Raw genomic sequence first — 21010 nt, 5'->3', positions numbered from 1 at the left:
TTGAATATATGTAGGTAATATTTTTATGTAAAAAATGGAATTATTATCATACGATAGTAATTCCATTTTGGTTCATTTATTTCCAATTAAACCCTTTTGTTGCTAAAAACTCTTTGATATGCGGACGTCGTTGTTCGATTAAAAAATCAGCCATCTGCTTTGTCCAGTTATCAATTTTTCTGTTTGACGAACGGCTGTTATAGTATATTTCCATTTCCTCGTTGTAGGCAGGTAAAAGCTCTTCATATTTTTCAACTTTGTATTCATTTTCATGTAATACAGCAGATACAGGTAAACGAGGTTTTACCTCATTGCGACGTGCAGGAACGCCAATTGTTAGCCCGAATAATGGGAAAACGTGATCAGGCAGATTAAATAATTCACTGATTTCAGAAGGTTTATTGCGTACACCTCCAATATAGCAAATGCCATAACCCATTGATTCTGCCGCAATAACAAAATTCTGTGCGAACAATGATACATCTGCTACCCCAACAAGGACATTTTCTGCAGAATCAGCTACAATATCCACTCCTTCTAGTTTCCCCGCCATTTGAAGTCGCTTGAAATCTACGCAAAAAACAAATGCCCCACCTGAAGTTTCATATTGACGTGGATTACCAGAGAGTAAGCCTAATTTTTCCTTTTTATCTGCATCTGTTACCCATATTACACTATAGGCTTGCACAAAATGTGATGTTGCAGCCATTTGTGCTGTTCCAATTAAATCTTCAATGATTTCTTTTGAAATCGGTTCTCCATCATAGATGCGTACCGAGGAATGGTTACGTAATAGTTCTTTAACCATTAAAAACTCTCTCCTTTGTGTCTGTTCTATACCTTGAGCATAGCACGCTTTTCTAGCAAAATCGAATAATGAGGAACAAAAAGTTATTTATAAATAATTTATAAATGTCGAAATTATCTCGTAAAGTAAAATATTTCATTTGATATAGATTAAATATTCTAAATAGTATAAAATTATGGAAGCGACTGTTTATTTGGTTGTGCTACCAAAAATTACATGATCTTTATTCACAAATGTTTAGACAGCATTAGCTATTAGGTGATGAAATCCTCCTGGAATAAAGATACATTCTCTGACGGATGTCACAGATTTACTGGAACCAAATATGCAAGTTGAACAAAAATGAAGTGGAATGGAGGAATAGGGAATGGAAGAAAAGTTAGCGAAAAAGCTTCGTTATGAACAATTACGAAGCAAGGTTGTAACAGCAGAAGAAGCAGCTTCTTGGATTAAGGATGGCATGGTATTAGGGATGAGCGGATTCACACGTGCTGGCGATGTAAAGGTTGTACCTCTTGCACTCGTAGAGAAAGCGAAAAAAGAGGATTTTCAAGTAGATGTCTTTACAGGTGCATCACTTGGACCTGAGGTAGACCAATATTTAGCAGAAGCAGGGGTCATTCGTAAGCGAGGTCCTTTCCAAGCAGATGCTGGCATTCGTAATAAAATCAATAGCGGTGATATCACATTTGTCGATGCCCATCTTTCCCATAATGCTGAGCTTGTTCGTCAAGGTATTATTGGACCAATTGATTTTGCGATCATTGAAGCGGCTGCTATTACAGAAGAAGGCTTATTAATTCCTACAACTTCAGTTGGTAACTCTCCCATTTTTGTGCAAGAAGCAGACCAAGTCATCATTGAATTAAACGTAGCACAGCTTGATGCATTAGAAGGTATACATGATATTTACGTACCTGCACAACAAGGAAAACGTGATCCAATTCCTTTACAGAATGTTTCAGATCGTCTTGGTATAATTGGAATTCCACTAGATTTAGATAAAGTAAAAGGCATCGTCATTTCGGATATATTAGATGCGCCATCAACGATTGTCCCAGCTGATGAAGAGACAGATGTTATGGCTAATCACTTATTAAATTTCCTACGTGAAGAGATTAAAGTAGGTCGCTTAACAACAAGTTTACGACCAATTCAATCTGGGGTAGGCTCAGTAGCGAATGCTGTATTGCTCGGCTTTAAAGATTCTGAGTTTGAGAACTTAGAAGTTTATTCAGAAGTTCTCCAAGATGCAGTATTTGAATTAATGGATGCAGGGAAAGTGAATTTTGCATCTGCTACTTCTATTACCCTTTCTGAGCAAGTAGGAAACCGTGTTTATGGGAATTTTGAAAAATATGCTGATAAATTAGTGCTGCGCCCTCAAGAAATTTCAAATCAGCCTGAAATTATTCGTCGACTCGGATTAATTTCAGTGAATACAGCATTGGAATTAGATATTTACGGCAATGTGAATTCCACACACGTTTCTGGTACAAAGATGATGAATGGTATCGGAGGGTCTGGTGACTTTGCTCGTAATGCACGTTTAGGAATTTTTGTGACAAAGTCTTATGCTAAGGGTGGAGATATTTCGAGTATTGTTCCAATGGTCTCGCATGTGGATCATACGGAGCATGATGTTGATGTCATTGTAACTGAACAGGGCGTAGCAGATTTACGAGGACTTGCTCCAAAAGAACGAGTGGGACTTATCATTGATAATTGTGCACATCCTGATTATAGGGAGCAGCTGTGGCAGTACTTTAATGATGCCAATGAGGCAACGGGTGGACATCACACACCACATGACCTAGAAAAAGCACTATCATGGCACGTTAACTATGCGAAAAACGGTACGATGAAGGATCCTGCTTTTACGAAACAATAGTCTTATCTTAAAAGCCTTGAAGGACAAATAGTCTGTTTCTTCAAGGCTTTTACGTTTTAATTTAATGAAAGTTCTATAATAATCCAATCCATTTCCAATACGTTGCAGAGAACAAAAGTACGAGAAGGAAACCGATAATGGTTAATGGAATTCCAGATTTCAAGAAATCCTTTGTTGTAAAGGAGCCTGTACCATAGGCAAGCATGTTTTGTGGTGCACTAATTGGTAATAGGAAGCCAAAGCTTATGACGAATTGTTGCACAATAACAAAACCAACTTGATCAACATTAGCCGTTAATGTGGAGGCTAAAACGATAAACACAGGTATAAGTGCTGAGGCTAAGCTAGTTGCGCTTGCAAAGCCTAAATGAATCAAAATGTTAAATAAAGTTACGAGTGCGATGGTTGCTAGTAAAGGCATAGTATCTAGCCCGAGTGAACCAAAAACTTTATCTGATAACCATGCAGCACCTTGCGTATTTAGTAAAATGGTTCCTAACATAATGCCTACCGCAAAGACGATAATTGTTCCCCATGGAATATGAGGCTCAACTTCCTTCCACGAATACACACCGATTTTAGGCATTAATAGAATCGCGATAGCAATAATTGTGACTGTTGTCGTATCAAATGGATGTAGTTTTCCTTCAGTTGCCCAGAAAAATAGTAAAACTACGGATGTAATGATTAAACGAATTTCAGGAGCCTTTAATGGGCCAAGCTCTGCAAGCTGTTTTTTGATGACCTCTTTACCACCTTCGATATTGCTAGTCTCAGGTTTAATTAAAGCAATCATAATGAAAAATAAAAAGATCGACATAATAATTGAGAAGGGGGCGGCATAAAGTAGCCAAGCACCCCATGAAATATCCACATTAAATTGCTCTTGGATAAAGTTTAAAGCCACCATATTTTGAGCTGCTGCAGTTTTAATACCAATATTCCAAATGGAAACGGCTTGTACCGAAGTAATAACTAATAAGGCAGCAAGCCGACTATCACGTGGTAAACCAAATGCTGCCACCATTCCAAGCAAAATCGGTACTACTGCGCCAGCTCGTGCTGTAGCAGAAGGTACAAAAAATGCGAGGACGATAGAGACTAAAATAGCGCCAAATACGATAGCTTTTGTTTTCGTTCCTACCAGTGAAAGAATCCAAAGTGCAAGTCGTTTATGTAGATTAGTAATTTGCATTGCTGCGGCTAGAAAAAGAGCTGCTGCTACTAAAGCAACGGCAGAATTACTAAAGCCACTTAAAGATAATTTTAATGCGCTAGCTGTTCCTAGCTCTGTAGTTGGATTATCCATTGACGGAGCGAGTCCTAGTAAAACAGTTACTAGTGCAATGATCATGGCCGAGCTCACAGGATATGAAACGGCCTCTGTAACCCAAAGGATGACTGCAAAAGCTAAAATGGCTAAAGCTCGTTGCCCAGCTATAGGTAAATCACCATTGTTAGGTAAAAAGGTAATAATGATTAGTAACGCGAATGCCAAGCCAATCCATAGTGGCTTTAAATTAAGTTTTGTAGCTGCTTGCTTTGGGGAAGACATATTTTCTCATCCTTTCTGCAATAAAAATGACGATTATTATCCATAACATCGGCCTGTATAATGTTTTATTAAGATAAGAATATGTTGATTTTATTGTAGAAAAAAATCGATGTGAAAATTGTGTTTTTTACAGCAATATGAGTAGATAAAGAGAAAATACATGGTCACAAAGAATACAAAAATATCCATGAAATATTATTTCTTTTTCTTAAAGGCAGAAGTTACTTTAGGCTCTGTGCCATTGACTAATCGTTTAATATTTTCAAGGTGCAGGATGATGGCTATGCCAAAAAGAAGAAGAGCTATAATGGTTGGGCCAATGCCAGGAATCCATAAATAAGTTGCTGTACAAAACACGAGATAAAATTCTAGAACACCAACAATTAAATAATTTGTTGCAAAGGATAAAATAACAAATAAAATAAGTGCAAATAAACCAATCTTCCAATCAACAGCAAGTAAAATACCAATAATGGAGGCAGTTCCTTTCCCGCCATTGAAGCCCATGTAGAAGGGGAAATTATGACCTAAAATAACCCCAGCAGCCATAATATAAGTAAGCAGCCAAATTTGTTCTTCTGTTAAATGAATGGCGTCAGCTAGATAAAAATGCGCACCTATAATAGCCACAACACCTTTGACTATATCGATGAGGGCTACTAAAACGCCATATTTCCAGCCAAGGGAAAGAGTAGCATTAGAGGCACCAGCATTACCGTGGCCTGCCTTTTTTAAATCAACCCCCGATAAAAATTGAGCCACTTTAGAGCCGTGAATACAGCCTATTAAATAGCCAATCATAAGAAAAATGATCACGGCCTTTACCATAAAAATACTCCTCTCAAAATTTTTTAAAATAGTGTATGCGTTCATATTACGTATAAGAGCAGACAGAAGTTTCGGAAAAAATAAAATTTACATGTTGACAGAAAAAAACTCTATGTTTATACTGTGTAACAACGATGGAAATTGAATCTCATACTCTTATCAAGAGCGGCGGAGGGATAGGCCCTATGATGCCCGGCAACCAGTAAGCAATGAGCTTACTAAGGTGCTAATTCCTACAGATTCTTACTTGGATCTGGCAGATAAGGGGAGGAAAACTTGCAACCGCAACCCTCTTCTTAGCTGAAGAGGGTTTTTGTTTTCTACAGAAAAATCCTCCTCATCTCCGGTACCATCGTAAAAAAATAACCATTTGGAGGTACACAATGACAAATTTTAAACCAGAAACATTGCTGTTGCATGGTGGTCAAGAGCCAGACCCAGTGACGGGTTCTCGCACAGTTCCAGTCTATCGCTCAACTGCTTTCGTATTTAAAGATACTGCTCATGCGCAACGTCTTTTTGCCTTAGAGGAAGCAGGGAACATTTACACACGAATTACCAATCCAACAGTTGATGTGTTTGAAAAACGTGTGGCTTTATTGGAAGGTGGAACAGCAGCAGTAGCACTTTCATCTGGTGCAGCAGCTATCGCATTTTCCATTTTAAATCTAGCTGGAGCGGGTGATGAGATAGTAGCAGCTAGTTCTTTATATGGTGGTACGTATAATTTATTTGCTAACACATTACCAAACTATGGTATTAAAACAATTTTTGTAGATGAAACAAACCCAGAGAATTTCAAAGCAGCGATTACTGATAAAACAAAAGCGGTCTTTGCAGAGGTTTATGGTAATCCAAGTTTAAAGGTTTTAGATATTGAAGCAGTAGCTAAAATTGCACATGATAATGGTCTACCATTAATTATTGACAGCACGTTCGCTTCTCCTTATGGTTCTACACCTATTGAATACGGCGCAGATGTTGTAGTTCATTCTGCAACTAAATGGATAGGAGGTCATGGTACAACTTTAGGGGGCGTTGTTGTAGACGCTGGTAAGTTTGATTGGACTAGCGGTCGATTCCCTGGTTTTACTGAACCAGATGCCTCTTACCATGGGCTACGTTATGGAATTGATACAGCTTCTGCAGCCTTTGCTACAAAGCTACGTGTACAATTATTACGTGATTTTGGTCCAACATTAAGTGCTGATGCTGCCTTTAATTTATTGCAAGGGTTAGAAACGCTTCATCTGCGTATCCCTAAACACAATGAAAATGCATTGGCAGTGGCTGAGTATTTACAAAACCACCCATCTGTGGAGTATGTAAATTATAATGGCCTAGAAGATTTTCCGACACATGAGTTAGCAAAAAAATATTTAAGAAATGGCTTCGGTTCAGTGCTTACATTTGGCATCAAGGGTGGACGAGAAGCTGGGCGAAAGCTTATTGATAGCGTGAAATTATTTTCACATGTAGCAAATGTAGGTGATGCAAAGTCATTAATTATTCATCCAGCTTCCACTACTCATCAGCAACTATCAGCAGAAGAATTAGTTCAAGCTGGTGTAACCGAGTCGCTCATTCGCTTATCCATCGGTTTAGAGGCAGTAGAGGATATTATTGCTGATTTAGATCAAGCCATTACACAGGCTACAACAACTGAACAAACAGTAGAAGCTTAAAGTTTAAAGCAAATGGTAAAATGTTGTGACGTTAACGTATTTTCTCATTCGATTAGCCTCATTTGGTAATGCGTTAAACGTTGCTACATCAATCTATTACTGCACCCATTAATTATCAGAACCTTATAAAAAATAATACCAAGTAATTTTATATGTATTATTGACTTTGTTAAATCCACGTTATATACTAAGAAATAAGTTAACAGTACAAAAATTTTTAAAAAAAGGTAAATGTTTTCATAAGTGCTCCCCCACTTTTGAATATATAGAAGAGTAGTTGCCTAGCCAGTGACTACTCTTCCCAAAAACTGATGATAAAGGAGTGTTTAAAATGGGTAACATCTATAGTGCGCAAAACATTGTATCCTATCTAATATATGAGCTAAATGAAGGGCATGTATTTGTCAACAATAAATCCATTCAACACCTTCTTACATCAGTCGAAAGAAAATGGCAGGAAGTATTTGGTCATACAGCATTTCAAGAACGTGTTTTTACTGAAGAAGACTTTACTGTTAAGGAAGTATTTGAGGCATATGAACAGTATGGTGTGAGCCATATCTCACTTCCTGCGACAGAGTTTTACTTGAAGTATGGTACATTTCAATTAGTGGAACGTACGTATGCAATACCAAATTTTACAGAAGAAGAGATTAGTCTTGTTCAACAAGCTTTAGCACAATACCGTTATCAATTGCTTTCAAAAGCAAGTTAAAACCCCCTCATATTTTTAAGCTCATTCTCTGCTGCTACAGGGAATGAGTTTTTTCTTTAAAGGGATTGTAATGAGTGTCTGAGCATACATATATATAATAGAAGAAAGACATTCATATATTGAAATGTAAATAGTCAATATTTGTTCAAATCTTATAGATTGATTAATAAAACGTATAATAAAGGGAATGAAACCGATTTCTTTTGCACATCTAGAGAAAACAAATGTCCTTCCTAGAAAGATTTTTCTTGTGCAAAGTGTGTATTTGCGTTACAATTTTCTTTAAGTTAAATTTTGAATTATTTGAATTTGTATGTGTACTAACACATATATAAATAGCGAAACTCATACAAAGAGAGTTGTTGGCTAAAGACTGCGGTGGGTGTCAAATTGTCATGACACAACCCCATGGAGAGTTAGCTTTAATGAAACTGCGGAATGTAAGTTGGAGGGAATAATAAGAATGGCAACTATAAAGGCAGCGATTTTAGGATTTGGAACGGTAGGTCAGGGGATTTACCATATTTTAAATGAAAAACGAGAAGAGCTAAAAAATAAATTAGGTATTGAATTAGAGTTAGCGAAGATTTTAGTGACAGATGCTAGTCGTGAACGTGTACCAGGCACAGCAAATTTGATGACAACAAGTATGGATGAAGTCTTAGCAGAGCCAGGTATGCAGGTAGTGTTTGAAGCAATTGTGAACGAAGAACCTGCATACAGTTATTTAAAGCGAGCGGTGGAACATAAGTGTCATGTTATTACTGCCAATAAAGTGATGTTTGCCAAACGAGGTTTGGAGTTGCAGGATCTTGCAAAAGCAAATGGCGTTTTTGTAGGCTATGAGGCTACTACTGCTGGTGGCGTACCTGTTATAAAAACAATGAAGAATATCTTACTTGTAAATGATGTAAGTCGTATACAAGGTGTCTTAAATGGCACATGTAATTATATTTTAACAAAAATGCGTGCACAGGGCTGGTCGTTCGAAACAGCTTTAAAAGAGGCACAAGGCTTAGGTTATGCCGAAGCAGATCCATATAATGATATATCTGGGCAGGATGCATTTAAAAAATTAATGATATTAAGTGCCTTAGCTTTTGGTGAGCAGCCTGACTGGTCAGATGTAGAGGTAATTGGGATCGATAGTATCTCTGCTGAACAAGTTCATGAAGCATGTGAAAAGGGTCTACGTTACCGTCATGTAGCTGAAGTGGAAAAACTAGCTGATGGTAAGATTATTGCAAAAGTAGGTCCTCAACTAGTTGATAAAGAGCATCCACTTTATCCAGTCGATGATGTGTTCAATGCGGTGGCATTAGAGACTAACTATATTGGTACACTAACATTAATCGGTCCTGGAGCAGGGATGTATCCAACAGCGAGTGTCATGGTAGAAGATTATGCTGAAATCATTGGGAAAAGAGCAGGATTTGTTGTGACAATCTAATAAAAGCTTTAAAAAAGGCCCGCCATTCAACAATGTTCAATTGTATGAATGGTGGGCTTTTAGTCTTCATCTTTGACGTCTATGTCCTCTGGAATAGGAGTAGCACGCCAAATTTCAATTTCCTCTTTTATACGTTCCAATTGTTTAAAATAAGTGCTGAATTGTCCACTATTGATTAAAATTTGTTGGCCATCGTAAACAGAACGGATGCGTCCTTCGTAAATTAGACGCATTACTTGATCCTCAGGCATACCAAGATCTATAGCTGTCTCTTCAATTGATTTGTACATACGATTCGCTCCTTTTACTGCTTTTATTATAACGTCCATTCATGAGAAAACATACTATTGGAATTAAAAGAAAAGTAAAAATGATAATTGTTTGATTTTGGATAAATATGTATGATTAGTATGGATAAAGATGTGAAGCGGGGATGAGTTGATAAATGCTAAATTCATTGTTTGTATTACTAGCAGCTATTCTATGGGGAATGACAGGTACTGCCCAAACATATTTGGATCAAGGGGTATCTCCAACAGCAGTGGCCATGGTTCGTTCTGCAATTGGTGGCAGTTTATTATTAGTTATTACGATTATAATGAGGAAAATTAACTTTTTAAGGTGGTCATGGAAATGGACAATTTTAGCTGCGGCTAGTATTGCGCTTTTCCAAGGTCTTTTCTTCTCATCCATTCGCCTAACAGGTATAGCCATTGGAACTGTTGCTACTATTGGTAGTGCACCAGTGTTTTCTGGTGTTTTAGAGTGGCTAGTATGGAAAACACGTCCCACAGCGGTATGGGGACTTGCTACATTGATGGCCATTATCGGATGTCTTTTATTGTTTATGAATAATGGAGAGGATTCTGTTCACGTTGGCGGTTTCATATTAGCGCTTTGTGCAGGTTTATCCTTTGCATTTTACACAAACATAAGTAAAAAATTAATGGCACAAGAAGAGGCATTACCCGCAGTTGCTATGACATTCTCCATTTGCGCTTTGTTTTTACTGCCGTTTTCTTTACAAGGTGGATTTTCCTGGTTAGTAAATGTGCACAACTTATGGACAATGTTATTTATGGGGATTATGTGTACAAGCGTAGCGTATTTCCTGTTTTTAAGTGGACTACAAAAAATTAGTTCATCCTCAGCTGTAACACTTTCATTAGCAGAACCCTTGACTGCTGCAATTCTTGGTGTGTTTTTAGTTGGAGAACACTTAAGTGTAGTTTCCTGGCTTGGAGTAGCGATGCTTTTAGGTGGCATTGTTGTTTTAACATTGGGTGGGAGAAAAAAGCTAAAACCTTAAGAAATTCTTCATTTTTATAATAGCTGGTTTTTAAGATTTAGAAGATACACTTATATTTGAGAGCGAGGTGTATATCATGACGAAATTAACAGTTCTTGTTACAGATGACGATCAAGATATTCGTGATGGTATTGAAATCTATTTAAAAAATGAAGGCTATCATGTCATTAAAGCAGCAGATGGCTTAGACGCATTAAAAAAGCTAGAGAACAATGAAGTACATTTAATAATTTTAGATATCATGATGCCAAATATGGATGGAATTACAGCAACCTTTAAAATTAGGGAAGAGCGCAATATCCCCATTATCATGCTAAGTGCAAAGGCGGAGGATGGCGATAAGATTCATGGATTATCGGTAGGAGCAGATGATTATGTGACAAAGCCATTCCATCCATTAGAGCTATTGGCACGTGTAAAATCACAGCTGCGCCGTTATGTGCAGCTAGGAACTTATAGTGAGGGAGCTACAAAAGTGGAAATAGACGGACTAGTTCTTGATGAAGAGGCAAAAGAAGTTGTACTAGAAGGAGAACCAGTTCGACTAACCCCGATAGAATATAAAATTACAGAACTATTAATGAAAAATGCAGGGCGTGTGTTTTCGATTCGTGAAATTTATGAACGTGTTTGGAATGAGGAAGCTTATAATGCTGAAAATATTGTAGCTGTTCACATTCGGAAAATACGTGAGAAAATTGAAGCTGATCCGAAAAATCCACGCTATCTAAAGGTGGTATGGGGCGTTGGCTATAAAATGGAAAAATAAACTAGAGAAGTATATGACAATTGCAGGATTTCTAGCAGGCGTTGTTGGACTCATTTATTTTGGTGTTTATGCCTATCAAATTGTCAATTCTCGCTCCTCAGAGGTTTTACAGTTACTAGAAAGAATTTTTTAGAGGAGTGTAAAGACTTATGGTGAAAAAATGGAAATCTCTTCTCGTGTTAATGTGTTTAATCTGGACAGTTTTCGGTATCTTTACTTTTTATCATGTGGGGTACCAGTATATTGGGAAATCATATTTCGAATCGGAAAATTTCCAGCATGAAATCGATAATTTCACTGCAGAACTAGGACCGTTAGTAATTAATGTACCGAATGCAGAGGAATTGAAAAATAAAATTGAGATTACCCAAACTGAAATAGATGATCATCGTAATTACTATGGTACATTAGGGCAGCAAATCGAAAATATTAAAGCACAATATGAACAGCGCATTCAGGAAGCTGTAGATGCCAATGCTACAGAATTAAAGACAAAACTAGAGACTGAACGGGATACTAAAATTAAAGATATTACCGCAAATTTTGAAGATGATGAGCATGTACGAAAGAAGATTTTTGCAGAAAAAGAAGAACTTATTGATAAATATATCAAAGCCGCTCAAACTGAATCCAAAAACTTTAGTAAAACCTATGATTATTGGTCATATGAGTTGACAAATACAGAAAATGGTAAAATTTACCGTTCTGGTGATGTTTCTGAAAGTAGTGCCTATAAAATAAAGTATACTGATCGAAAACCGCTATATGCATGGAATATCAGTGATAATTTAAGAGATATTTTTTACCGTACAGAAACGTATGTGAATGTAGATGACCTTTACGAAACGACAGAATATACAGGTGTAATAGCTATCTCTAAAAAAGCAGTAATATCAGAAGATTTGATACAAGGAGGATACCAACAATTTCAACAGTTTCAGCGCAATCAATATACCCATTACTTTATTTGGATCACAAGTATTATAATGGCCGTCTTTGTATGGAGGGGGCGTAAGGACTTATTACAGATAGTTATGAGCATGAAGGAAAAAGATCTATTAACAAAGTATAAAATTGATGTTCAAATTATTCTTTTATTAATAACAGCCTTTATGTATTTCTTTTCAGCACAAGTTGTTTTTGAATCTATAGAATATAATTCAATATATAATAATAATTATGTTCGTTTTATACTTGATATTGCCTTTAAAATAGTTGTTCTAATGGTAATTGGTAGTGTTTTCTTCGTACAATTAATATGGTTGTATACAAGAGTAGATACTTTGAAAAAGCTAGAGGAGAATGTGAAATCGAGTTATTTATGGTCACTTGGCGATTCGATGACTGACTTATTTATTAATCGTTCAATTGCATTGCATTCAATTGTAATGATAGCCGCAGCATTCTTTGGAGGAGGTAGCCTTGTTGCATTCATGACTGGAGTAGGGAGCTTTGCAGTCCTTGTGCTTGGTATTTGTATGCTGATAGGGTTCCCTGCTATGATTGTTTTCTTATCAAGAATGGGTTATTTAAATCGTATTATGAAAGATACGAAGGATATGGCTGAAGGACGTTTAAACCGTGATGTAAAGGTAAAAGGTAAATCTCCGCTTACAGGTCATGCAGAAAACCTCAATCATTTACGAGAAGGTGTGCGTACGTCCATGCATGAGCAGGCGAAAAGTGAGCGTTTAAAAACAGAGCTGATTACAAATGTGAGTCATGATTTACGTACTCCTTTAACCTCAATAATTACGTATACCGATTTATTGAAGAAGCCAAATATTACAGAGGAAGAACGGAAACAATACATTCATATACTGGATAAAAAGTCTGAACGTTTAAAAGTGCTGATTGAAGACCTTTTTGAAGTATCGAAAATGGCAAGCGGTAATATTGAACTTCACCGCAGTCGAGTAGATTTAACACAGCTTATCCAGCAAGCTGTAGGGGAGCATAAAGAGGATTTAACACAGTCACAACTAGATTTACGAATGACCATGCCTCATGATCCAATCTTTGCATATGTGGATGGTCAAAAATGGTGGAGACTTATTGATAATTTAATTGTCAATGTCTTGAAGTATGCGCTAGAGGGAACGCGTGTTTATGTGACATTTAAGCGTACGGCAGATGGCGATGCTGAATTTACGGTGAAAAATGTAGCAAAGTATGAAATTAGTGAAGATGCTGAAGAATTATTTGAACGCTTTAAACGTGCAGATGCCTCACGTCATACAGAGGGCTCAGGGCTTGGATTAGCCATTGCACAATCCATTGTCGATTTACACGGAGCAAGAATGAGCATTGATGTAGATGGCGATTTATTTAAAGTAATCGTTCGAATTCCAGCAGTTTAATGGTAAAAAGGCGGCAAACTTCTGCCGCCTTTTTTATTATAGGCCTAAATTTTTGGCGATAATAACCTTCATGACTTCATTAGTACCAGCATAGATCGACATAACAGGTATATCTCTATATCTTCTAGCAATCTTATATTCCTCCATATAGCCATAGCCACCATGCAATTGCATACATTGCGTAGCAAGGTCACGTGCATTTTCGGTAATCCAGTATTTTGCCATAGAAACTTTTGTCACAACATCATTGCCTGCAATATGTTCTTCAATCAATGATTCCAAAAAGGATTTACCAAGCTCAATTTTAGTAGCCATTTCAGCTATTTTAAATTGTGTATTTTGGAAGTCACCAATTGTTTTGCCAAAAGCCTGACGTGATTTCACATAGTCTAGCGTTAGCGTAAGCATATCCTCAGCGGCTGTTTGTGCGGCAATCGCTACTGCTAATCGCTCTTGTTGCAGTTTTTCCATCATATAATGAAAGCCCTTGCCTTCTTCTCCAAGTAGGTTTTGAACAGGCACTCGACAATCTTCAAAATAGAGTTCAGCTGTATCTTGGGCATGCATACCAACTTTTTCGAGCTGTCTTCCTTTTGTAAAGCCAGGTGTGCCCTCTTCAATAACAAGTAGGCTAATACCACGATGTTTTTTCTCAGCTTGAGGATTTGTTTTTACTGCGACAACCGCTAAGTTTGTATGGATGCCATTTGTTATAAAGGTTTTTTGACCATTTACGATATAATGGTCCCCATCGCGAATGGCTGACGTTTTGATATTAGCCAAGTCTGAACCTGTACCAGGCTCCGTCATTGCAATAGCTGTTATATAGTCGCCTGTAACACATTTTGGCAGCCAACGAGATTTTTGTTCGTGTGTCCCATATGCTTCGATATATGGGACAACAATGTCATTATGCAGGCCAACCCCGATAAGACTTGAGCCTATACGTTCAAGTTCTTCTTGTATAATGACGCCAAAGCTGAAATCCAAGCCCAGTCCGCCATATTGTTCTTCTACTTGTGGGCAAAGATACCCCATATCACCAAGCTTACGCCAAAAAGAAAGCGGAATAAGATGATCCTTTTCCCACTGTGCATAATGCGGTTCAGCTTCTTCAGCTAAAAACTTACGAAAGGTTTTGCGAAATAACTCATGCTCTGTTGTTTCAAATTTATAACGTGTCATTTGAAATAGCACCCCTTTTTCCTCGTAAATACGCAAATTTGCTCGTTCATCTACTATGTTACTGGAAGAAATGTGAAAATAAAAGTGGTATTTAATATGTAAATGACGAAAATGTCATCTATATACAGTGAAATGTCATGTAAAACGAGAGTAACGAATGAAATGAAAAGGTAAACTTAATTTTGTCATAGAATAAAGGGACAAGTTCCTACTTTCTTTAGAAGATTATTCAAGTGCTTTAAGCAATATGATTGATAAGTATAATGGTATAATCAATTAAATTATAGAAAGAAAGTAGAGGACTTGGTTATGCCAAAAGTAATCGGCGCTGTTCTTTTAATTAGTATTTATAGTGCTTTGACTTTCTATTTAGGGTGGGGAGTAAAGCAGTGGCTTGTAGCAATGGGGTGGTTTCGTTTTCCAGTATTATTTTGGATCGTGCTATATATGGTTGCTTTTAGTATTATAATCGGAAGATTACACGAGTCATTACGAGTGTTTTCTGTAATCAGTAATTATTGGATGTTTATCTTTGAATATGGCTTATTGCTATGTTTAGTTGCACAATTCATTATTTGGCTTACACCTTTTAAAAACGTGCAAATAATAGGTAGTATAGGAGTAGCAATCCTATTCTTGTTAAGTATTATTGGCTCCTATTTAGCCTACTCTCCAGTTGTTCGTCATTTAGAAATAACTGTTGATAAACAAGATAGTGATTTAAACACACTAAGAGCTGTTGTGGCATCTGATTTTCACTTAGGTGTGTTATCACATAAACGACATTTACAACGTTTTGTCAGTTTAGCTAATGAAGCACAACCAGATATTGTGTTGTTAGCTGGGGATATTGTGGACGATGACCCTAAATGGTTTGTTCAAGAGGGTATGGCAGATGTCATGAAACAATTAACATCTACATATGGAACATATGGTATATTAGGTAACCATGAATATTATGGCAAAAAAATTCCTGAGTTTATTAAGGAAATGGAAAATGCCAATGTGAAAATGCTCCTAGATGAAACAATTCTTATAGAAGAGGCGTTTATATTAACAGGGCAAGAGGACAGAACGAATAAAGAAAGAAAACCACTTGAGGTACTAAAGCCATCTGCTAATTTACCATGGCTTGTAATGAATCATACACCTGACGATTTGAACATGCCTTCAAAAATGGGCGTTGATTTACATATGTCTGGTCATACACACAAGGGACAACTGTGGCCGAATCAGTATATAACAGCTCGTGTATTTGAACTGGATTATGGTTATAAATTGAAGGAACAGATGCATACACTTGTTTCATCAGGCTATGGCTTCTGGGGCCCACCGATGCGAATTGGCAGTAGATCAGAGCTTTGGGTAGTAGATATAACATTTAAATAGAATGTGATAATCTAACAACCGGCTTCTTAGGTGAAATGGCAGTAGTATATACAAACGTAGTATTTTATAATAAGTGGGTATTTGATTAGAAAAGGTAAGGTGACATGGTGGAAATTATAGAGTTATTAAAAGCATTAATATTAGGCTTTGTTGAGGGTATGACAGAATTTGCACCAGTATCTTCTACGGGGCATATGATTATCGTGGATGATATGTGGTTAAAGACAGAAGAGTTTTTAGGGAAATATCCTGCCAACACATTTAAAATTGTTGTACAACTTGGTTCCATATTAGCAGTTATCGTAGTTATGTGGAAACGTATGCTAAGCTTAGTTGGTTTATATAATATTGAAGGTCAAGCTAAGTCCATAAATGGCCGCTTTAACTTATTGCATGTTATTGTTGGTATGCTACCAGCAGTTGTCTTAGGTTTTGCATTCAAGGATTTTATTGACGACCATCTTTTTAAAGTAGAACATGTTGTATATGCACTAGTGGCAGGAGCAATTCTAATGATTGCTGCAGATAAATTGGCACCGAGAAAACCAAAAGTTGATTCTTTAGATAAGATTTCTTATGGTTTAGCATTTAAGGTAGGGCTAGTACAATGCCTATCTCTATGGCCAGGTTTTTCTCGTTCAGGTGCAACGATTTCGGGTGGGGTACTATTTGGTATGAGTCACCGTGTTGCAGCTGATTTTACATTCATTATGGCTGTGCCAATCATGGCAGGAGCTAGCCTCGTATCCGTTTTGAAAAACTGGGATACTTTATCAATGGACTATTTCGGCTTCTATGCTGTAGGATTTATTAGTTCGTTCGTCTTTGCATTACTGTCCATTAAGTTTTTCTTAGCGCTTATTTCAAAGGTAAAATTAATGCCTTTTGCCATTTATCGTTTAGTTTTAGCCGCAGTTCTTTGCGTTATCATTTTCATGTAAACAATAAGTCACGCTTCTTCTTCAAGAAGCAGTGGCTTTTTTTGCGTCAAAATTATTGTATCATCCATCCGTTTTTTCAATAAAGTGAGAAAAAATGAGCATAAAGAATCATATCGAAGCATAAATTAATAGCAAATTATAATAATATTAGACAACATTTACCTACATATTGTTCATTTAACTGTTTTGAGATTATAATTGATACATAAAGTGTCTAATTATTTGTTGTTTTTTTATAAAAAGTAGGAATATAGACTTAGTAAGATATTTGATTAAATATATGAGGTGGAGAAAATGTTTCAACTTATCAATAGATCTAAGAAAAGTACAATTGAAATAAGCAATGAAACAACAATCGGTATTTTTATAGAAGATCCAGACCGTTTACTACAATTAAATCTTGTAGGGTTAAGTGTGCATGATCTTCAGCTGATTAATAGTTTAAAACCATATGTAGAAAGAAATGTAGTAGAAGTGGTAGCTGCATTTTATCATGCAATAGAAAGTGTTCCTGCCTTACAAAAGGTCATTCAATCACATAGCTCCAGCGAACGTTTACGTCAGACATTACGTCACCATATTATTGAAATGTTTGAGGGGCGAATAGATGAAGCCTTTTTAGAGAAGCGAAGACGTGTGGCAAAAATGCATGTAAAGATTAATTTATATCCGAAATGGTATTTAGCTGCATTTCAAATACTTGAGAAATCACTTCGCAAAATAGTCTATGAACTACGATTACCAAAGGGCGAAGAAGAGAAGTTTTGTGATGCTATCAGTAAAATATGTAATTTTGAACAACAAATCGTTTTAGAAGAATACGATAGCTACGCAAGTATACTAATTGAAACACAACGCAATAATGTTAGGGACCATGTAAAGGATGTTATAGGCGGAATTTCTACACAATTAGAGGTTCAATCACAAACTACGACTGAAACAGTAACAGAACTTGTATATAGCGCCAAGCGTGTCAACGCTTCTTTGAAGGAAAGTATGTATGAGGCAGAATCAATGCAAAAAGTGTCTAGTGAAGGCTATATTAAAATACTATCCATTAATGAGCAAACAGGGAAGATTCATCATAAGACCGTAGAAATGGCAAATATGGTGGAGCAATTAGATGCTTCCTCTTCGAAAATAAATGCCGTTGTAGAAATTGTGAAAAGTATTTCTGGGCAAACAAATTTACTTGCGTTAAACTCTGCAATTGAGGCGGCACGTGCTGGTGAGCATGGTAAAGGATTTGCAGTTGTTGCAAACGAAGTACGCAAGCTTGCAGATCAAACGAAAAGCTCTGTTGAACAGATTGCTGAGTTAATCATGACGTCAAATGGTATCACAACACAAGTTGTACAAGCTATTCAGAACATACAGGAGCTTGTAAATAGTAGTATCGAACGTAATGCTGAATCTCTAAAAGCTTTTGATGCGATTTCTGGTTCTGTAGAAAATTCGATCTCGAATTTCCAAAAAGTTGATAATCAAGTATCTGAATTAGCTACTATTATTGAATCGATTGGTGAATCTTCGGAAGAATTAGCGAGGGCAGCTAATCGCTTAAATACAACAATAAGAGAGTTTTAAAAGAAACATAGCTATGCATACTGTCTATGCATAGTTTTTTAGTATGTGAATTAAGATAAAAGGTCTTATTTTATGGATAAATCAACTAATAGGCTGATGAATTAGCTAATAACAAATTTTATAGAAAGAGGAAGATTACAAAACCCTAGAAAATGCTTGTTTTAAGTGTTACGCTATAGGCGAATTAGGGAATTGAGTAGAGGGGTGTTTGGAGCATGAAAAAGAAATTATTTATAACACGTAAGTTTCCTACACATATTGTTGAACTGTTACAGGAATTTTATGAAATCTCACAATGGGATGAGGAAGAAATTGTGATTCCACGTGAAAAATTGCTAGCAGCTGTCGCTGACTGTGAGGTACTGTGGGTAACGATAGCCGATCAAGTAGATGAAGAATTACTTTCGCATGCCCCCAACTTAAAATTAGTGACGAATTTAGCTGTTGGATATAATAATATCGATGTGAAGGCTTTAAAAAAACGAGGCATTATGGCGACAAATACGCCCGGAGTTCTAACTAATACAACTGCGGATTTAGTATTTGGCTTACTGCTTGCAACTGCTCGTAGAATTCCAGAAAGTGAAAGATATTTACGTGAGGGCAAATGGAAAAGCTGGTATCCAATGCAACTGGTTGGCAAGGATGTTTCAGGAGCTACAATTGGCATTATTGGCATGGGGAGAATTGGCCAAGCTGTTGCTAGAAGAGCAAAAGGGTTTGATATGAAAATCTTGTATAATAATCGCAGACGTCGTCATGAAGCAGAAGAAATGTATGGCTTCCAGTATGTTTCGCTGGAGGATCTATTAAAGCAATCTGATTTTGTTGTGATTATGACACCTTATAATAGTGATACGGAAGGACTCATTGGTGCAAAGGAACTTGCTTTGATGAAAGAAGATGCGGTATTAATTAATGCCTCACGTGGTGGAATTATTGATGAGGATGCGCTGTACGATGTTCTGAAAAATGGGAAGCTTTGGGCTGCAGGACTAGATGTGTTTGAACAAGAGCCAATTGCGATGGATCATCCTTTATTAACACTTCCAAATGTAGTAGCTCTGCCACATATCGGTAGCGCGTCATTAGAAACGAGAACGGCAATGCTAATGTTAAATGTAAAAGCTTTGACTGCTTATGGACAAGGAAAGGCAATATCCAATCGAATTGATTAAAAAGAGGAGCATATCGGTGAAAGATATGCTCCATTTTTTTATCTATTGAATAAATCGAATAAGCCACCGATACCGCCTTCACCTTTAGATTGACCGCCTCCACCTTGCGAAATAGGTGCAGCTGCAAAGACACGACTGGCTAAACGGCTAAATGGTAATGATTGTACCCACACTGTTCCAGGACCACGTAATGTAGCAAAGAAAATTCCTTCGCCTCCAAACAGGGCTGTTTTTACGCCTCCAACCATTTCAATATCGTAATCTACATTGGATGTCATTGCTACCAGACATCCTGTATCCACACGTAAAACTTCACCTGGTTGTAATGTTTTTTCATGAATGGCTCCTCCTGCATGAACAAACGCCATGCCGTCACCTTCTAGCTTTTGCATAATGAAGCCTTCACCACCGAAGAAGCCTACTCCAATTTTTTTCTGAAATTCAACGCCAACAGAGACCCCTTTAGCAGCAGCTAAGAATGCATCTTTTTGACAGATAATTTTACCGTTTAATTGGCTTAAATCCATCGGAATAATCTTCCCTGGGTATGGTGATGCGAAATAAACATGCTTCTTACCTGAGCCAACGTTTGTGAATGTTGTCATGAATAAGCTCTCACCTGTTATTAGGCGTTTTCCGGCACCTAATAATTTACCCATTAGACCACTTTGTGAGCCACCTCTTGAGCCGTCACCAAAAATAGTTTCCATATGGATCGAATCATCCATCATCATTAACGCTCCTGCTTCTGCAACCACTGTTTCCTGAGGGTCAAGCTCAACTTGCACATATTGCATGTCGTCACCAAATAACTTGTAGTCAATTTCATGATTATTCATAAAGGGATTCCTCCAAAAATAAATTTAATGATATTGTATACGATTATAAGCTACATTGGTTTCAATAGAAAATTAAATATTTTAGAAAAAAAGGGAATTAGTTAGAAAATGTCGAATATAAAAAACTAGAATGTGTATTATTTATTTTCATTTAACTAAGGGTATTGTGAATATACATAACCTTAAGAGGCTTCTAAGATTAGAAGTCATCCTCTCTATTGAGGTAAGGAAGTTAAGTGGAAATAAAGCCTCTGGCAGTTGTCACCGATTATTATGGAAATGCTAGTATGACAAGGTGTGGTTTTTATTGAAAATTCGGAATTTTGACATATTTTATCTCCGTTCACTCCAAGATTCCTAATGAGACATTTATTCTTTTGGTGGGGAGCAATTATTGATTGTATGGAGATAAAGCCACTGGTAACTGTCACGGATAGTGAAACGTGCAAGCACATTCCACTACTCGGACGCAATTATCCAAAGGCGAAATGGATTCTGGTTAAATTCATAGACTTATACCT

Annotated in this window: 18 protein-coding genes and 1 riboswitch; of the genes, 12 read left to right on the top strand and 6 right to left on the bottom strand. The window is 36.9% G+C overall.

Annotated features, from left to right (window positions below; genetic code table 11):
* Window positions 1–76 precede the first annotated feature (76 nt).
* A complete protein-coding gene (chrR, locus tag JIN86_RS12630; protein ID WP_004229757.1) occupies window positions 77–808 on the bottom strand; it encodes a class II chromate reductase ChrR in 732 nt (243 codons plus the stop codon).
* A gap of 367 nt (window positions 809–1175) precedes the next feature.
* Here chrR and JIN86_RS12625 point away from each other — a divergent pair, with 367 nt between their 5' ends.
* Complete coding sequence (locus JIN86_RS12625) at window positions 1176–2699, top strand: succinyl-CoA:acetate CoA-transferase ScpC (protein WP_202342076.1); 1524 nt, start codon at window positions 1176–1178, stop codon at window positions 2697–2699.
* A gap of 73 nt (window positions 2700–2772) precedes the next feature.
* On the opposite strand, the gene JIN86_RS12620 is transcribed toward JIN86_RS12625, so the two are convergent.
* Both JIN86_RS12620 and JIN86_RS12615 read right to left on the bottom strand, forming a co-directional pair.
* On the bottom strand, window positions 2773–4254 hold the full coding sequence (locus JIN86_RS12620; RefSeq protein WP_048393276.1) for a DASS family sodium-coupled anion symporter: 1482 nt from the start codon (window positions 4252–4254) through the stop codon (window positions 2773–2775).
* Between the two features lie 195 nt (window positions 4255–4449).
* Entirely contained in the window at window positions 4450–5082 is a 633-nt protein-coding gene (locus tag JIN86_RS12615; RefSeq protein WP_202342075.1) for a glycerol-3-phosphate acyltransferase, read from the bottom strand.
* A gap of 153 nt (window positions 5083–5235) precedes the next feature.
* Window positions 5236–5349: riboswitch (SAM riboswitch) on the top strand.
* 116 nt (window positions 5350–5465) lie between these two features.
* Between JIN86_RS12615 and JIN86_RS12610 the strand changes: the two genes are divergently transcribed.
* From JIN86_RS12610 to JIN86_RS12600, 3 genes are all read left to right on the top strand, one after another.
* Window positions 5466–6767 carry an O-acetylhomoserine aminocarboxypropyltransferase/cysteine synthase family protein gene (locus JIN86_RS12610; protein WP_202342074.1) on the top strand — a complete coding sequence of 434 codons (1302 nt, stop codon included), beginning with the start codon at window positions 5466–5468 and terminating at the stop codon, window positions 6765–6767.
* A gap of 331 nt (window positions 6768–7098) precedes the next feature.
* Entirely contained in the window at window positions 7099–7482 is a 384-nt protein-coding gene (locus JIN86_RS12605) for a hypothetical protein (protein ID WP_004229747.1), read from the top strand.
* A gap of 463 nt (window positions 7483–7945) precedes the next feature.
* The gene (locus JIN86_RS12600; protein WP_202342073.1) at window positions 7946–8932 is read left to right on the top strand and encodes a homoserine dehydrogenase; all 987 of its coding nucleotides are present in this window, start codon (window positions 7946–7948) and stop codon (window positions 8930–8932) included.
* Between the two features lie 59 nt (window positions 8933–8991).
* Here the strand turns inward: JIN86_RS12600 and JIN86_RS12595 are convergent, their stop codons facing one another.
* Window positions 8992–9222 (bottom strand): MerR family transcriptional regulator, encoded by a 231-nt coding sequence (locus JIN86_RS12595; RefSeq protein ID WP_004229745.1) that lies wholly within the window; start codon window positions 9220–9222, stop codon window positions 8992–8994.
* A gap of 155 nt (window positions 9223–9377) precedes the next feature.
* On the opposite strand from JIN86_RS12595, the gene JIN86_RS12590 reads away from it, so the two are divergent.
* The 4 genes from JIN86_RS12590 (at window position 9378) to JIN86_RS12575 (ending at window position 13370) form a co-directional block, all read left to right on the top strand.
* Window positions 9378–10241, top strand: coding sequence for a DMT family transporter (locus tag JIN86_RS12590; RefSeq protein WP_009371802.1), 864 nt, complete (start codon window positions 9378–9380; stop codon window positions 10239–10241).
* 76 nt (window positions 10242–10317) lie between these two features.
* Window positions 10318–11010 (top strand): response regulator transcription factor, encoded by a 693-nt coding sequence (locus JIN86_RS12585; protein WP_004229740.1) that lies wholly within the window; start codon window positions 10318–10320, stop codon window positions 11008–11010.
* Window positions 10988–11143, top strand: coding sequence for a hypothetical protein (locus tag JIN86_RS12580; RefSeq protein WP_004229738.1), 156 nt, complete (start codon window positions 10988–10990; stop codon window positions 11141–11143). Before JIN86_RS12585 ends, JIN86_RS12580 begins: the two co-directional genes overlap by 23 nt.
* Before the next feature lie 16 nt (window positions 11144–11159).
* Window positions 11160–13370 (top strand): sensor histidine kinase, encoded by a 2211-nt coding sequence (locus JIN86_RS12575; RefSeq protein ID WP_202342072.1) that lies wholly within the window; start codon window positions 11160–11162, stop codon window positions 13368–13370.
* Between the two features lie 36 nt (window positions 13371–13406).
* On the opposite strand, the gene JIN86_RS12570 is transcribed toward JIN86_RS12575, so the two are convergent.
* Window positions 13407–14555: an acyl-CoA dehydrogenase family protein gene (locus tag JIN86_RS12570; RefSeq protein WP_004229727.1), complete on the bottom strand. Its 1149-nt coding sequence runs from the start codon at window positions 14553–14555 to the stop codon at window positions 13407–13409.
* Window positions 14556–14864: 309 nt separating this feature from the next.
* On the opposite strand from JIN86_RS12570, the gene JIN86_RS12565 reads away from it, so the two are divergent.
* The 4 genes from JIN86_RS12565 to JIN86_RS12550 all read left to right on the top strand — a co-directional run bounded on the left by JIN86_RS12565 (window position 14865) and on the right by JIN86_RS12550 (window position 19650).
* On the top strand, window positions 14865–15944 hold the full coding sequence (locus JIN86_RS12565; RefSeq protein ID WP_202342071.1) for a metallophosphoesterase: 1080 nt from the start codon (window positions 14865–14867) through the stop codon (window positions 15942–15944).
* A gap of 104 nt (window positions 15945–16048) precedes the next feature.
* Entirely contained in the window at window positions 16049–16885 is an 837-nt protein-coding gene (locus JIN86_RS12560; RefSeq protein WP_004229718.1) for an undecaprenyl-diphosphate phosphatase, read from the top strand.
* Window positions 16886–17179: 294 nt separating this feature from the next.
* On the top strand, window positions 17180–18472 hold the full coding sequence (locus JIN86_RS12555) for a globin-coupled sensor protein (RefSeq protein ID WP_004229715.1): 1293 nt from the start codon (window positions 17180–17182) through the stop codon (window positions 18470–18472).
* 215 nt (window positions 18473–18687) lie between these two features.
* The gene (locus JIN86_RS12550; RefSeq protein ID WP_004229713.1) at window positions 18688–19650 is read left to right on the top strand and encodes a 2-hydroxyacid dehydrogenase; all 963 of its coding nucleotides are present in this window, start codon (window positions 18688–18690) and stop codon (window positions 19648–19650) included.
* 38 nt (window positions 19651–19688) lie between these two features.
* On the opposite strand, the gene JIN86_RS12545 is transcribed toward JIN86_RS12550, so the two are convergent.
* A complete protein-coding gene (locus JIN86_RS12545; protein ID WP_004229711.1) occupies window positions 19689–20489 on the bottom strand; it encodes a TIGR00266 family protein in 801 nt (266 codons plus the stop codon).
* Window positions 20490–21010: the final 521 nt, after the last annotated feature.

Source organism: Lysinibacillus sp. HST-98 (genome assembly GCF_016757845.1).
Taxonomy (GTDB): Bacteria; Bacillota; Bacilli; order Bacillales_A; family Planococcaceae; genus Lysinibacillus; species Lysinibacillus capsici.
This window is presented reverse-complemented; position numbering and strand designations above follow the sequence as displayed.

Excerpts from the sequence above, each read along its gene's own strand:
- JIN86_RS12550 (WP_004229713.1), top strand. The coding sequence starts at position 18,688 with ATGAAAAAGAAATTATTTATAACACGTAAGTTTCCTACACATATTGTT.
- JIN86_RS12570 (WP_004229727.1), bottom strand. The coding sequence starts at position 14,555 with ATGACACGTTATAAATTTGAAACAACAGAGCATGAGTTATTTCGCAAA.
- JIN86_RS12555 (WP_004229715.1), top strand. The coding sequence starts at position 17,180 with ATGTTTCAACTTATCAATAGATCTAAGAAAAGTACAATTGAAATAAGC.
- JIN86_RS12625 (WP_202342076.1), top strand. The coding sequence starts at position 1,176 with ATGGAAGAAAAGTTAGCGAAAAAGCTTCGTTATGAACAATTACGAAGC.
- JIN86_RS12595 (WP_004229745.1), bottom strand. The coding sequence starts at position 9,222 with ATGTACAAATCAATTGAAGAGACAGCTATAGATCTTGGTATGCCTGAG.
- JIN86_RS12600 (WP_202342073.1), top strand. The coding sequence starts at position 7,946 with ATGGCAACTATAAAGGCAGCGATTTTAGGATTTGGAACGGTAGGTCAG.
- JIN86_RS12585 (WP_004229740.1), top strand. The coding sequence starts at position 10,318 with ATGACGAAATTAACAGTTCTTGTTACAGATGACGATCAAGATATTCGT.
- JIN86_RS12610 (WP_202342074.1), top strand. The coding sequence starts at position 5,466 with ATGACAAATTTTAAACCAGAAACATTGCTGTTGCATGGTGGTCAAGAG.
- JIN86_RS12545 (WP_004229711.1), bottom strand. The coding sequence starts at position 20,489 with ATGAATAATCATGAAATTGACTACAAGTTATTTGGTGACGACATGCAA.
- JIN86_RS12565 (WP_202342071.1), top strand. The coding sequence starts at position 14,865 with ATGCCAAAAGTAATCGGCGCTGTTCTTTTAATTAGTATTTATAGTGCT.
- JIN86_RS12590 (WP_009371802.1), top strand. The coding sequence starts at position 9,378 with ATGCTAAATTCATTGTTTGTATTACTAGCAGCTATTCTATGGGGAATG.
- JIN86_RS12615 (WP_202342075.1), bottom strand. The coding sequence starts at position 5,082 with ATGGTAAAGGCCGTGATCATTTTTCTTATGATTGGCTATTTAATAGGC.
- JIN86_RS12560 (WP_004229718.1), top strand. The coding sequence starts at position 16,049 with ATGGTGGAAATTATAGAGTTATTAAAAGCATTAATATTAGGCTTTGTT.
- chrR (WP_004229757.1), bottom strand. The coding sequence starts at position 808 with ATGGTTAAAGAACTATTACGTAACCATTCCTCGGTACGCATCTATGAT.
- JIN86_RS12575 (WP_202342072.1), top strand. The coding sequence starts at position 11,160 with ATGGTGAAAAAATGGAAATCTCTTCTCGTGTTAATGTGTTTAATCTGG.
- JIN86_RS12620 (WP_048393276.1), bottom strand. The coding sequence starts at position 4,254 with ATGTCTTCCCCAAAGCAAGCAGCTACAAAACTTAATTTAAAGCCACTA.
- JIN86_RS12605 (WP_004229747.1), top strand. The coding sequence starts at position 7,099 with ATGGGTAACATCTATAGTGCGCAAAACATTGTATCCTATCTAATATAT.